This window comes from Psychrobacter sp. GTC18467, from assembly GCF_055397455.1.
In genome coordinates, this window is sequence record NZ_AP038920.1 from 88,488 (window position 1) to 102,620 (window position 14,133).

Genomic DNA, 14,133 nt, shown 5'->3' on the forward strand with positions numbered 1-14,133 from the left:
TTTTAATACCAACTGTTGCTGCGTTTTGCTTGTTAAACTTAACTTTGCCAGTTATCCGCTTTTAGGTAGCCGCACCTCAACCACCAATCCTGAGGCGCCATCTTGCCGATTGAAAACCCGAACCGCACCGCCATGCGCCGCCACCACCGCATGAGTGATGGCAAGCCCTAAGCCGTAGCCACCAGTTTGGCGATGCCGTGCCGAATCAAGACGCACAAAGGGCTGAAATATCCGCACCAAATCCGCCTCATCAATTCCCGACCCTGAGTCCGTAACGGTTATTTGCAAGCTTGGGCGCGCTTTAGGCGTTCTGATTTTATCTAACTTAACGGTTATCGCAAGCTCATTTGGGGTGTGCATAAAGGCATTGCGAATGATGTTTTCAAAGGCGCTGCGCAACTGGTCAAAATTGCCCATAACGATGGCGTCAAAAGGCGGTGGCTGCCAGTGCCACGCGATTTGTTTTTGTTGAAATTCAAAACAGACATCTTGACCTATCTCACTGATAAGTTGCCCCATATCAACCGGCTCCCGACCGTGGTCATCAAGGCTATACTGCTGCATCTGCAAGGATTGAATGCGGATAATTTGCTCAATCAAATCATTCATTCGCGCCGACTCTTTATCAATCCTATCTAAATAGCGACCGGCATTCGGAGCAAAATCGCGGGTCAACTCGGTGGCAACCTCAAGCCGTGCCAGTGGTGAGCGCAGCTCATGCGAGATGTCACTGAGCATCTGCTTGCGGGCGCGCTCGCTGTCATTTAAACGCTGGCTTAACAGCGCCACATCTTTAGCAAGCTGACCCAATTCATCATCACCCAAGGTTTCAAGGCTTGAATGACTTGAATAGTCGCCAACCAACAAGCGGTGGACGCTGTTTTGGACACGGCGAATTCGGCGAATGAGCGTTTGACTGAACCAAAAACAAACCAAGCCGCCAAAAATAACCACCATCGCTAGCCGAACCGGCATATTGCCGCGCTGAAGCTCAAGCACATCTTTAAACAACAAATGCGGTCTGAGCTGAATAATTCGCGTTTGACCATCGGGTAACGTGAGGGTTTGGTCGGCAAGCTCAGGGCGGCTGTCCATATCGGCAATGGCGCTGTAAGGCGGTAGCGGCTGCCAAATATCAGCAAGCGAAAACGGCTTCGGCGCTGGCAAAAAGTCATGATGCTCCGGCACTCGTCGTTCAGCAGGCGGCAATGTGCTTTGATGCGGACTGCCCTCTTTGCCGCCACCGCGACCGCCCGACCTGCCCTCACGAAAGCGGTAGCGAGGAAACAGCATCTCGCCTTGACCGTCAAAGACGCGGATTTGGCTCATCAGATAGCGGTCACTGCGATACAGCCGCCTGACCTCCTCATCATTTTGCGCCATGAGCGCTTGAGTTAAGGCGGCGCGTTGAATGACTAACTTATCAATTTGCTCGTCCATTTTACTGGCAAGGGCGCGCTGATTGAGCTTGCGCTCAGCAGCAACCGACAAAATAGACGTCAGCAAAATCATAAGTAACAAGCTTAAAAACAGCCGCCAAAATAGGCTAAGCTTTGGGTTAATCCGCCAGCGTTGCCATTGAGATGGGAGAGTCATTAGATTACCAACTGATAGCCTTTACCGCGAATTGCCTTGATGGGGTCATCATGAAACGGCTGCATTTTTTTACGAAGGCGCGATACATGAACATCAAGGCTGCGGTCAAAAGGCTGCAGCTCGCGCTGAAGGACGTTTTCTGACAGCCAAGCTTTACTCACCACCTCGCCTTTTTGGCTCAATAGCGCCCACAACAAATCAAACTCCGTTCCCGTCACCTGAAGCGGCGTCCCATCCACCTGACAGCAGCGGGTCACCTGATTAAGCTGCAACCGGCTTTCAGGAAGCAAATCATCAGGCGGCGGCGCTTGGGTACGTTTAATCACCGCGTTAATGCGCGCAAGCAGCTCTCGCGGGTTGCAAGGCTTGGTGATATAATCATCAGCGCCAAGCTCAAGTCCAATAATGCGGTCTATCTCCTCACCTTTTGCAGTGAGCATAATCACCGGCAACTGGCTGATGCTCGGCAACTGTCGCAAAACGCTTAACCCATCAAGCTTAGGCATCATAATATCCAGCACCAACAAATCATAATGCTGCTTGCCAAGCTTATCTATCACCGCCATGCCATCAAAAGCGCAATCACAGCTAATCTCATGATTTTGTAAGTATTCTTGCAAAAGTTGGGTCAACTCTTCATCATCATCGCCCAATAAGATTTTTGGCACGCCTGCCCCCTTTATGTTTCATCACGGATGGTTCAGCAACTACCATCTTGACCAATCCTGCCTGCTAAACCCAATCTCATTATAGCTTTTTTTGGACTAAGCAAGCGTCTTTTACCGCCGCCTTTACCTTTCTTAATCTTTCATAAAAGATATTAACGCCCGCTTTTTTTATGATAAGTCCTATCAAATCCAACCTGAAATTTGCAAAAGGTCCTTTATGAAAAAACTTCTCATCAGCACCGCGCTTATCACCTCAGCCACTTTGGGAATCACTGCCTGTTCAAGTGTTAACGCTGCCACCGACAGCGCACCAATTGCCAAACCAAGCGCCATGCATCAAGACAGCGCTCGCCAGCATAAGCGCTTCTCAAATCATGCCGGCAAAAAGCCATTTGCTGAACTGAACTTGAGCGCCGACCAAGAGGCGAAAATCAAAGCCATCATGCAAAAAAATCATAACAACCGCTCTGAAAACTTTGAAGCGCTAAAAAATGAACGCAAAGCCACGCAAGCTCAAGTTCAAAACCTTGCCAACAGCCCAACGCTCAATAACGCCGAACTTAACCGCTTAGCCAATGTTGAAGCTGAAAAAACCCGTCAGCGTTTTGTCAACCGCGTTCAGATGCAGCGTGAAATTGCGCAAGTTTTGACCCCTGAGCAGCGTCAAAAATTAGCCACCATGAAATCTGAGCGCCAAAACAATCGCGCAAACCACGCCCAAAAACGCTCGCAACATGCAAAATATCAGTCAAAATCTACCGCCAAGCAATAAATCAATCTTTAATTAAAAAGATTAAAAGCTAAAAAAAGCGCTCGAATTGAGCGCTTTTTTATCACAAACTTCCTGCAAATTAAGGAGAGTTATTCTAAAACTTCCTCCTCGATAGGCATTTCTAACCTATCACTGTCAGCAGGGGCATCACTTGGGAACAGTGGCGACTGACCACTCATCACCCCAAAAATCAGCTTACCAAACGTCGCCCCGCCGCCTTCTTTATAGCGCGCCAAAAGCTGTTTGCTGTAGTCTCTTAAATCAATGCTTGTTGCCGCTGTCGGCGTCTGCTGCGCTTTTGGCAAATTGACAAAGCTGCTTTCGCGGTTGAGCGGTAAAAACTGGCTGAGCACATCAATACTTATAAGACTATCCGCCTGATTGGGCACCTCTGTCGTCTGCGTGCCGCCAAAACTGTGCGCTTGTTGCCAAATCAAGCGCTTTTGCTTATCAAAGCCGTAAAAGCGCTCTTCAATATCCCCTGATTTTGCAATAATATTGTCTGTGGCTGCCATCTCTTTGATAGCGCTTAGCATCAGCTGCATCAATTTTTTGCTATTAAACGAGGTGGCGATTAGATTTGACGGGGACTCAATACTGCCGGTCTCAGCGCTGATTAATTCTGGAAACTGCTTGCTCATCAACTCATAAAAGGTAGTCAGATAGGTTTGATAATTTTGAATTTGGGTGTTGGGACTTTGCTGCTGCCGAACAATCATTGCGCCTGACTGCATCACTGACAATTGATGACGGGGCAAGGTAAAGTTAAGCTTACTTAAATCGGTGGGCGCCATATAGCTAAACTCGCTTGCAGGCATGGCAGTAAACATCTTATCAAGCGCGGTAAAGTGATTTTGAATCAGCGCTTTGCCAAAGCCTTTAGGTAAGCTGCCATCATTTAAATCAATTCTTAGCCATTTGTTTTTCCACTTTAGCCCAAGCTTTTCATCAAACAATTGCGAGGTCATAAAAGCGGCATTGTCTGCCCAAAGGTACAGTTGACCTGATTTTAAATCGATATAAATGGGCTGATTAAGTTGGCTTTGATGATTTTTGCCGTGATATTGCACCGATGCCAGCAGCGTCATTTTTCCCGATAGCGGCTGATAGTTGCCTTGAGCGTTCAGTGATAAGGGTTTGAGCCCATACTCGTTAAGCAGTTGGCGTTTTTTAACATCGCTTTGGCTTTGCTTGAGCGGATAGTTATCAAACATCTTGATAAGCTGAGCGTATCTTTTGTCCGCCGCTTGCAGCTCGCCGCCTTGCTGTCTGAGCCAAGCTTGATAAGCCTCAAAACAGATGGCGTAGTTGGCTTTAATTTGACTGCGCCGTACCTCAAAGCGCGCATCATAAACGTCCGTATTTGCCGCTTCTGCTTGCTTTAAGAGCCCAATATAAGCATTATCATGAACAGTCTGACAATGAGTATCAGCGCTTGAGGCAACCGCAAGTGATTGCTGACTTGTCATGGGCGCTGCAATCTCAATGTTGCTATGATAGCTAAACGACTGCTTGCGCTGTGCTTTGAGCGCATTAATTACCGTAGCTTTTGGATTGGCGCTTGGCAATTGAGCGGCTGTCTTGACGCCGTTTGTTTCAGGCATCGTTTGGCAAGCGCTTAGCATCAGCGCAGCAAACGGGAGCAGCAATGAGGCGCGCAAATTGGGTTGAAGCGTCATAATCATATCCTTAAAAAAGCCAAATGCTGGTCAGCCAATTTTTATCCATTTACAGTTGTCAGTCATCGTTAAGCCGCGATTAATCCTCACTAGGAACATCATCAATCACGATGTTGCTTGAATAGTCCTCTGTCAGCCCCTCTTCTATAGCCGCCTCTTCTAAACCATAATCCTCGCGGGCATATTGAGCTTGACGTTTGCGGTATTCATTTTGGTGAATGCGCTCAAGCCAAGCGTTGCCATCGATTGCCGCTTTGTTCTCAAAGGTTTGTAACAATAGCGGGGCAAGCTCATGACGGCTTAAATCCTGCTCGTAACGCGATTGGCTAATCATCTGGTTTTGGATGTCAAATAGACCGCTGCCAACGTCTAAGCGCTGCTGCTTGCCAAGCAAACGATTATTGGCGTCCAAGTAATAATAATTGCTGTTATTAAAATCAATTGGCGCAATCGCTTCAATCAACTGCAGCAATGACCCCACATCAGCGCTTTGATAGCCTTGGTTATAAAGCGCCATTTTGGCTAAAATATCTTTCAGCGCTTTATTTTCCTCAGTGTTTTTTGGATTGGCTTGAATATAGTCATTGAGCGATTTGGTTAAATATTTAACCATTATTCCAATAACTTTACCGCTAAATTTGGCATCGGCATTGATTTTTATGGCACGAGTGGCGCGAAGGTCTTGGGCAAACTTATCCTCGCTAATATCAACCGGCGTAAAATTTGTCGCCTCAAGCTCATGGATACTGGCTAAAAATGCGTTGGTGACGGCTTCATAAATAAAGCTCGTTGGCACACCGCCGCGCATTTTTTCGGTTAAATGAAAATCCACCGTTTTTCCCGCCAAGTCTTTTGGCAACAGCGCCTCATCGGGGCTAACCAATGCCACAAGCGGCATCATCGCGGCAGGGTCAACGCGCAAGCGGTTGCTGCTAAAGTCCACCGCGATGGGCAGCTGAATTGAGGAGCTCATGGTGGGTGCAAGATAGTCATAGCTTAAAACGCTTTGGATTTGCTTGTGCTTAGGGTCAAAGCGGCTGAGCGTATTGATGGTCAAATATTGATTTTGGTAGTGATTTTTAGCAGCGATTTGCTCAGGGCTGCGCTTCAGCAAACTTAAAAAGTTGGGCAGCATTCCGAAACTTGCTTCATTATCTGAGCTTGCTTCTTGATTGCGCATTTCAGCATAATCTTGCAACAGCTGAAACGGATTGACATTGGTAATGCCAAAGATGTTGCGCTCATCATCCCCTGTAATGCCATAATCATCAGGGTCTAAATCGTCCTCTGAGATTTCCTCGTCATCACTGGCTTGAGCGACATCTTCAATCACCTGCTCCGCGTTATCGTCGTCCTCAAAAGCGCTCATGCTACGCTTAATACGATACAAATAAACGTCCAACAAAGATTTAAAAATGCTGTCAGCGCCTTGGTCAATGCTGCCCTCGGCAATGAATGGCGCGCCATAAGAGCGAATTTGACTGCTTGACCAATGCGGCGTCGTTAAATGCTGACTCATGGCAGAAAGCAGTCGAAGCTTGGCTTGCTGCTCGCTATTGACCGCGCCCGATTGAGTAAAAAGGGCTTGATAAGCCGCTGTATTTTTAGGTAAGACCTCTTGAAAGGCTCGGCGCTGAGCCGCTGTGGTGGCATTATCCGTGCGACTAAAATCAATCAACGCTCGGTTTTGCGGTGCAGTTGCCATTGGCGCTGACTGACAGCCTGTTAATACCAAAAGCACCGCGCTTATGACAGCAGCAAGGCATGACTGGTGAATCGTGCGCTTCGATAGCTCAAGTTGCTGCGGCAACTGCGAAAGATTGTCAGCGCGCTCTGAGCGCTTTCGATTCAATAATCTCATAACCATCCTTAGTCGTTGCCGAACAATCGCTTACTGAATTTAAAGCTTAGTTATAGCATGTTAAGTTACAATTAGGCAATTTGTAAGTAAGGTTAAGATACAAAATTAAATATTTAACAGCATTAACTGAAAAATTAATTTTAGACAAAAGTTAATCTTTTTTTTGATGCTATGCTAACCTTGCTAAACTACAGTTTTAATTTATTTACTAAGGCAGGCAATTCATGGGATTTAGATTTCGCAAAAGCATCAAGCTTGCGCCCGGTGTCAGGCTAAACGTCAGTAAAAAAGGCATTTCAAGCGTCTCTATCGGTCGCAGCGGCGCTCGCGTCAACATTGGCAAAAAAGGCACTCGCAGCACCCTTGGTATTCCCAAAACCGGCTTATCTTATTCCAGCTACCGACCCTATCAACAAACGCCTGATCGAACACGCCAACCAACTTCACAACCGCGATTGCCTGAGCAAAATGCAAGCCATCACCGCGCGGTAAGTCTGCCATTAATTTTGGGCATTTTTTTACTTCCCATCGTTTTTGCTTGGTTCACCCTTCGTCAAGGTCATTCCACCTTAAGCCGTGTGCTAAGCTTTATTTGGCTGCTTATCTTTATGTTAGCTTGGCGATAACGTGGCGGATTTTTGGAAAAAATGCTATGATATTGGCTCAAAAGTTTGATTAATAAATAAGGCGCAATTTGCCTTATTTTTGTTTTTAGCCGGCTTTATGTTTTTGATAATGTTGAATTATTATTAATATGAGCGCAAGTTAGCAAAAGAGCGATTTATGGCATTTGTTCATCTAGGCATTCATAGCGAATATTCCATCACCGACTCTATCATCCGCATTAAGGCGCTGGTAAAGGCGGCAGCGGCGGACAATCAGCGCGCGCTAGCGTTGACCGATTTGTCCAATCTTTATGCCACGGTGAAGTTTTATCGCGCCTGCCTTAGCGCAGGGATTAAGCCGATTATCGGCAGCGAAATCATTCTTGATAACGAAGACTCGCGGTTGATGCTGCTTGCCATGGACAATACCGGCTATCAAAATTTAACGCGGATTGTGTCTTTTGGCTTTACTCACGGCCGCGCCAATCCGGACAATCGCGGGACGCCCATTGTCACCCGCGAGCAAGTCCTTGAGCATAGCGAGGGCGTGATTGCGCTATTCACCGAAAAATCAGAAATCGGTCAAGCATTAATCGGCTCGGCGCCTGAAAAAGCAGATGAGCTGATTGTTGATTGGCAAGCAGCATTTGGCGACCGGCTATATTTGGCAATTAAGCGCACCAACCGCACCGGCGAAGATGCCTTTATTCATGCGGCAATTCATTTTGGCGCGCGTCATCAAATTCCTATCGTTGCTCATAATGACGTTCGCTTTTTAACCCAAGATGACTTTGACGCTCATGAAGCCCGCGTTTGCATTGCCGGCTCTTACGTTTTGGCCGACCCAAATCGACCAAGATTGTACTCAGAAGAGCAGTATTTAAAATCGCAATCACAAATGACGACGCTGTTTGCTGACATTCCGCAGGTGATTGACAATACCGTTCGCCTCGCCTCACGCTGCAACGTGATATTAACCCTTGGCATTAACGTATTGCCGGAGTTTCCGGTTCCTGAGGGCGAAACCATTGAGTCCTTTTTTCGCAGTGAGTCCAAGCGCGGTTTGGATAAGCGCTTGCAAAAGCTGTACCCAAAGGAGTCTCGCGATGAGACTTGGGAGACGGTTCGCGCGCCTTATGATGAGCGGCTTGAATATGAGCTTGACGTTATTTTGTCCATGGGCTTCCCCGGTTATTTTTTAATTGTGATGGATTTTATCCGCTGGGCAAAAGCCAATGGCGTCCCCGTAGGTCCCGGTCGCGGCTCAGGCGCAGGGTCACTGGTGGCATATGCGCTGAACATCACTGACCTTGACCCACTGCATTACGACTTGTTATTTGAGCGCTTTTTGAACCCTGAGCGGGTGTCAATGCCCGACTTTGATATTGACTTTTGTATTGATGGTCGCGACCGCGTGATTGATTACGTGGCAAATACCTACGGTCGCGAGGCAGTATCGCAAATCATCACCTTTGGAACGATGGCGGCAAAAGCGGTCGTCCGCGATGTGGCGCGCGTTCAGGGCAAATCCTACGGTCTTGCCAACAAAATGTCCAAGCTGATTCCCAAAACGCCAGGGATTACCCTTAATGATGCCCTAGAGCAAGAGCCGCAGCTGAAAGACTTGATTAAAAATCCAAGCAACATGGATTATGAGGACGCCCTTGAGATTTGGGAGATGGCAATCAAGCTTGAGGGCGTTTGCCGAAACGTGGGCAAACATGCCGGCGGCGTGTTGATTGCTCCTAATAAAATCACCGATTTTAGCGCCATTTATTGCGATGAAGACGGTCACCGCGTCAGCCAATTTGACAAAGACGACGTTGAAGCGGTCGGTTTGGTTAAATTTGACTTTTTGGGACTTCGAAACTTAACCGTCATTAACGCGGCGGTCAAAAACATCAACGAGCGCCGAAAAAACGAAAATCAGCCTGAGCTGGTGTTAGAGGACTTGCCGCTTGATGATAAAAACGCCTATAAACTGCTGCAAGAAGCCAAAACTACCGCCGTCTTTCAGCTAGAAAGTATGGGAATGAAAAAGTACCTCGCCAAATTGCAGCCAAGCAATATCGAGGACGTCATCGCCATGTGTGCGCTGTATCGACCGGGACCTTTGGATGCCGGAATGGTCGAGATGTACATCGACCGAAAGCATGGTCGCGAAGAAGTCATTTACGACCACCCAAACCTTGAGCCGATTTTGGAAAACACCAATGGCGTTATCGTTTATCAAGAACAGGTGATGCAAATCTCGCAAGTTATGGCAGGCTATAGCCTCGGCGGCGCGGATATGCTCAGGCGCGCCATGGGTAAGAAAAAGCCGGAGGAGATGGCAAAGCAGCGCGATATTTTTGTCACCGGCGCGCTTAACCAAGGCATCGATGAAGCCACTTCCGGCGGCGTGTTTGATTTGATGGAAAAGTTTGCCGGTTATGGCTTTAACAAGTCGCACTCAGCAGCTTATGGGGTGCTCGCCTATCAAACGGCGTATTTAAAGCACTATTATCCGGCAGAATTTATGGCGGCGGTCTTAACGTCTGACATGAACAACACCGATAACGTGGTGTTTTTTATCAATGATTGCCGCGAAAACTTTAATTTGACCGTTGCCAATCCGTCGGTGAATCGCAGCCAGTGGCATTTTGTTGCGGACTCTAAAGACAATATCATTTATGGCTTGGGCGCAATTAAAGGCGTTGGCGAAGGCGCGGTTGAATCTATCGTTGAAGCTCGAAAATCGGGCGGCGCATTTAGCGACTTGTTTGACTTTTGCCGCCGCGTTGATATGAAAAAGGTCAATAAACGCACCCTAGAAGCGTTGGTTCGCGCCGGCTGCTTTGATGATTTTGCCAAAACTTTGCGACCTGACTTACCAAGTGACGCCGCCTTTAGCATTCGCGGCGCGCTCATGAGCCAATTGCCAAGCGCTGTTCAAGCCGCCGAGCAAGACCGAAATAACAATGAGCTTGGCATCATGGATTTGTTTGGCGAAATGGCAAGCGTTGTTGCCGCGCCGCCCCTGCCAACCGACCCCGAGCTGATTTGGAATGATAAAGTTCGCCTAAAAGGGGAAAAAAGCACCCTTGGCTTATATCTAACCGGTCACCCCATTGACGAATACCGTGCGGAGCTGAGACACTTTACCGGCGGCAGCACCTTAGCCACGCTCACCGACACCGGCTACAATGGCGGCTGTTATTTTGCCGGTCTTATTATGGACATTGCCAACTTTGGCAACCGCTACGTGATTACGCTTGACGATGGCACGTCACGCCTTGAGGTCAGCTGCTACGCTGAGCGCTTTAGCCGCGTCAAAGAGCAGCTTAAAGTTGAAGAAGTCGTCATTATCAAAGGCAGTATCCGCGAGCGCGATGGCAGACTTTTTGCTCGACTTGATAAGGCTTTGAGCATGACTGAAGCGCGAATTCGTTGGCTTAAAAAAATCAGCTTTTCATTAAAAAGTGATGACATTGAGCGGTTATTAAACTTAAAGCCGTTATTAAAATCAGCGCAACGGCATCTTATTCCGCAGCCAAGCCAAGCGCTCGATAGCGATAGCGAGGATTACGGCAACGATGACGCTTATGACTATTATAACAATTATGACAGCAGCGCGATGCCGCCTGATATGGCAGATGCAGGCGATGTGATTGAGCATTCGGCAGTGGCGAGTGCCGCGATTGCTAAGCCTAAGATTATCAACGACAACTGCACGCCGTTTGAGCTTTGCCTTATTGAAGACTTTGCCAAAGCTACGGTTGAGCTGTCAGAGCACTGGCGCGTTTATCCGAATGATGATAACCTAATGGCGCTAAAAGCCATCATTGGCGATGAGCAGTTGCAATTTCATTATCATTAACTATTAACTATTAACTATTAACTATTGTCTTTTTACTGGAACCAGCGCTGCTTGCAAGCGGCGCGATGAGGACGCTTTTCATGACTTCAGAATCTAATTTTAATCCTCAAGACCTTATCAACGATGAGCAGTTTGAAGACATGCGCGATTTGCTTGACGATGACTTTAATGACTTGGTGCAAACCTTTATTGCGGACAGCAAAAAACGCCTGACCGTCTTACAAGACGCTTTTGCCAACCATGATAACGCTGCCGGATTTGAAGCAGCTCATGCCATGAAAGGCGCCAGTGCTAACCTTGGCGCTGAGCTTTTAATGAGGTTGTCGGCGCAATTGCAAGAAGCTTGCCGCAATCAAGACCTCAGCAATCAAAAATCAGCTTTACAGCACCTTGAGCAAGCGCTTGATGCAACCGAAGCTACCATTTTAAAGCGTTTAGGATAAATTATGCCCAGCGCAAAAATCCAGCTTGCGGATTATTTAAATGCCGTTCAAATTGTGATGGTAAATACCACCTTGCCTGCCAATATTGGCTCAGCGGCTCGCGCCATGCAAACGATGGGGCTGTCAAATTTAATCGTCGTTGACCCAAAATTGCCCATCGATGACACAAGCGCGGCGCATGCAGCAGGCGGCATTGATATTTTAACTCAAGCTAAAATCTGCCCAACGCTAAGTGACGCCATTCAAGATTGCCAATTGGTATTTGCGGCAAGCAGCCGAAGCCGCCATTTACCGCGTCCTGTCGTCAACCCAAGCCAAGCAGCGGCCCTTATTGCTGATTTTATCGACCATCAACCGAGTAAAACCGTACTAAACATCGCCATTTTATTTGGTCGTGAAGACCGCGGCTTGACCAATGACGAGCTTGCTGCTGCCGATTATCATATTCAAATTGATGCCAACCCTGATTATCCGGTGCTGAACGTCGCCTCCGCCGTTCAGGTCATTGCAAGCTTCATCTTTACTTATTTGCAAAGCCATGTTAATAATAAAGCCGCTGATAACTTGCAAAATGAGTCATCACCTACGATTCAAACTGTGCTGCGCCAACACTGGGATGAGCCGGCGATTACTCAGGCGCAATTGCAGCAGCTAACCACCAGTATCACCAAGCTTATGGTTACCCGCAATCTTGCCGACCCTAATCATCTTCGCGCCCTGCCATCAAGACTGTCAAGGCTAGGCTCTCGCCTTCAGCTTGACCAAAAAGAATATCAATTGCTCAGCGCTTTAATCGCTAAGCTTACAAAAGACTAGCAAAAATTTTTGGTAATTTTAAAGTTAATTTCAAAAAACTATCACAAGGTAGCTGATAGTGGCAACCTTAATTCACAAGGAGTAAATCATGACTTGGAACGTTTATTTATCTGGGGAAATCCACAGCGATTGGCGCGAGCGCATCATTCAAGGCGCAAAAGAGCACAACTTGCCGATTAGCTTTACCTCAGCGGTCACCGACCATGATGCCAGTGACGCGGCTGGCGACGTTTTGGGCAAAGATGACAATGGCTTTTGGCGCGACCACAAATCCTCAAAAGTGAACGCCATTCGCACCAAAAATCTCATTCAAAAATGTGACATTGCCATCATTCGCTTTGGCGATAAATATAAGCAGTGGAACGCCGCTTTTGACGCCGGCTATTGCGCCGCCCTTGGCAAGCCTTACATCACCTTGCATGCCGACGACATTATTCACCCGCTAAAAGAAGTGGACGCGGCGGCGATGGCTTGGGCGCAAACCCCTGAGCAAGTCGTTGAGCTGCTCAAATACACGGTAAGCGACAACTAAGCTTTAGACGTTACCGCTGTTTAAAGCCAAACAGTTTTCATTAAGGCGCGTCATCTTAAATTTGAGGGTAATTGATAAAAACCATCACGATTTAAGGCGGCGCGTCTTAATCTTTGCAATTCGCCTTTTCTTATCAACCTTGCCTCGCTATACTTCATGATACAAAGCTTATAATTAAAAATTTGCCATCAAAATTAAGATAGGATGCTTTATGTCATTGCCAACCGCCCTTTTCAAATCTTTGTTGTCCATCAAAAAGGACTTAAAAGACGACATTAACGCCGTGTTTAGCCGCGACCCTGCCGCTCGCAACAGCCTTGAGGTGCTGCTCACCTACCCTGGCATCCATGCGCTCATCTTGCACCGCGGCGCGCACAGCCTTTGGCAGCATGACCACAAGTTTGCCGCGCGCGCCATTTCTTACGGTTCACGAATGATGACCGGCATTGAAATTCACCCTGCTGCCAAAATCGGTAAGCGCTTTTTTATCGACCATGGCATGGGCGTGGTGATTGGCGAAACGGCAGAAATCGGTAATGACGTGACCTTATATCACGGCGTCACCTTAGGTGGGGTGTCTTGGAACAATGGTAAACGCCACCCTACCCTTGAGGACGGGGTCATTGTCGGCGCTGGTGCTAAAGTCTTAGGACCTTTCACCGTTGGAAAAAATGCCAAAATCGGCTCAAATGCGGTGGTGGTCAAGCCCGTTCCGGCAAACGCCACCATGGTCGGCAGCGCCGCGCGGATGATTTCTGACCATCATGATGAAAAAGGCAACCCAATTGCGCTCAAAGTCAATGACGCCAAGCAGCAAGAAAAAGCCGCGGCAACCGACTTAACTATTAAATCGGCGGCAAAATCCAAAAGCAACTCTGCCCGCGAAACGGCGTTCCAAGCTTATGGCATTGACCCATCCTCACAAGACCCCGTTGCCGAAGCTTTCACCAAAATGCTTGAGCATATCCGCCAGTCCGAAACGCGCCTTGACCAACTGCAAGCCGCCATGTGCAAACTTGACCCAAGCTTTTGCAAAAAAGAATACGACAAGCTTAGCCGCTCTGATTTGGACATCATCGCTCAAAACGATGGCGCGGCAGACGATACGCTCTAATACTTTATAACGATTGCCGAGGCATTTTGCGAAACTTTTAGTTTTTGCTATAATAACCAAAACAACTGACTGTTTCGCACTTTACTCAACCGTTTGATGATAAAGGTAGGCTCAAGCCTGCCTTTTGTTGTTTAGGCGTTAGTTAGGCAATTGCCGCTGAATAGCAAAAATTTACCTTAATTCTACCA

The 14,133-nt window shown here is 47.6% G+C and carries 11 protein-coding genes; 7 read left to right on the plus strand and 4 right to left on the minus strand.

Annotated elements, in window-relative coordinates; genetic code table 11:
• Window positions 1–51: 51 nt before the first annotated feature.
• Entirely contained in the window at window positions 52–1,596 is a 1,545-nt protein-coding gene (locus ACZ5XY_RS00280) for a sensor histidine kinase (protein WP_464741883.1), read from the minus strand.
• Window positions 1,596–2,264, minus strand: coding sequence for a response regulator transcription factor (locus ACZ5XY_RS00285; protein WP_464741885.1), 669 nt, complete (start codon window positions 2,262–2,264; stop codon window positions 1,596–1,598). The genes ACZ5XY_RS00280 and ACZ5XY_RS00285 overlap by 1 nt, the downstream gene beginning before the upstream one ends.
• Window positions 2,265–2,481: 217 nt before the next feature.
• On the opposite strand from ACZ5XY_RS00285, the gene ACZ5XY_RS00290 reads away from it, so the two are divergent.
• On the plus strand, window positions 2,482–3,036 hold the full coding sequence (locus ACZ5XY_RS00290) for a Spy/CpxP family protein refolding chaperone (RefSeq protein ID WP_464741887.1): 555 nt from the start codon (window positions 2,482–2,484) through the stop codon (window positions 3,034–3,036).
• 89 nt (window positions 3,037–3,125) lie between these two features.
• On the opposite strand, the gene ACZ5XY_RS00295 is transcribed toward ACZ5XY_RS00290, so the two are convergent.
• On the minus strand, window positions 3,126–4,715 hold the full coding sequence (locus ACZ5XY_RS00295) for a hypothetical protein (protein ID WP_464741889.1): 1,590 nt from the start codon (window positions 4,713–4,715) through the stop codon (window positions 3,126–3,128).
• Window positions 4,716–4,794: 79 nt separating this feature from the next.
• On the minus strand, window positions 4,795–6,576 hold the full coding sequence (locus ACZ5XY_RS00300; protein ID WP_464741891.1) for a hypothetical protein: 1,782 nt from the start codon (window positions 6,574–6,576) through the stop codon (window positions 4,795–4,797).
• 224 nt (window positions 6,577–6,800) lie between these two features.
• Here ACZ5XY_RS00300 and ACZ5XY_RS00305 point away from each other — a divergent pair, with 224 nt between their 5' ends.
• The 6 genes from ACZ5XY_RS00305 to cysE all read left to right on the plus strand — a co-directional run bounded on the left by ACZ5XY_RS00305 (window position 6,801) and on the right by cysE (window position 13,945).
• A complete protein-coding gene (locus ACZ5XY_RS00305; protein ID WP_464741893.1) occupies window positions 6,801–7,202 on the plus strand; it encodes a DUF4236 domain-containing protein in 402 nt (133 codons plus the stop codon).
• Between the two features lie 157 nt (window positions 7,203–7,359).
• Window positions 7,360–11,040 carry a DNA polymerase III subunit alpha gene (gene dnaE / locus ACZ5XY_RS00310; RefSeq protein WP_464741895.1) on the plus strand — a complete coding sequence of 1,227 codons (3,681 nt, stop codon included), beginning with the start codon at window positions 7,360–7,362 and terminating at the stop codon, window positions 11,038–11,040.
• A gap of 80 nt (window positions 11,041–11,120) precedes the next feature.
• Entirely contained in the window at window positions 11,121–11,483 is a 363-nt protein-coding gene (locus ACZ5XY_RS00315) for an Hpt domain-containing protein (protein WP_464741897.1), read from the plus strand.
• A gap of 3 nt (window positions 11,484–11,486) precedes the next feature.
• Window positions 11,487–12,299 carry an RNA methyltransferase gene (locus tag ACZ5XY_RS00320; protein ID WP_464741899.1) on the plus strand — a complete coding sequence of 271 codons (813 nt, stop codon included), beginning with the start codon at window positions 11,487–11,489 and terminating at the stop codon, window positions 12,297–12,299.
• 88 nt (window positions 12,300–12,387) lie between these two features.
• On the plus strand, window positions 12,388–12,831 hold the full coding sequence (locus tag ACZ5XY_RS00325; protein WP_464741901.1) for a YtoQ family protein: 444 nt from the start codon (window positions 12,388–12,390) through the stop codon (window positions 12,829–12,831).
• A 211-nt stretch (window positions 12,832–13,042) separates the two neighbouring features.
• Window positions 13,043–13,945: a serine O-acetyltransferase gene (gene cysE / locus ACZ5XY_RS00330; RefSeq protein ID WP_464741903.1), complete on the plus strand. Its 903-nt coding sequence runs from the start codon at window positions 13,043–13,045 to the stop codon at window positions 13,943–13,945.
• Window positions 13,946–14,133 lie beyond the last annotated feature (188 nt).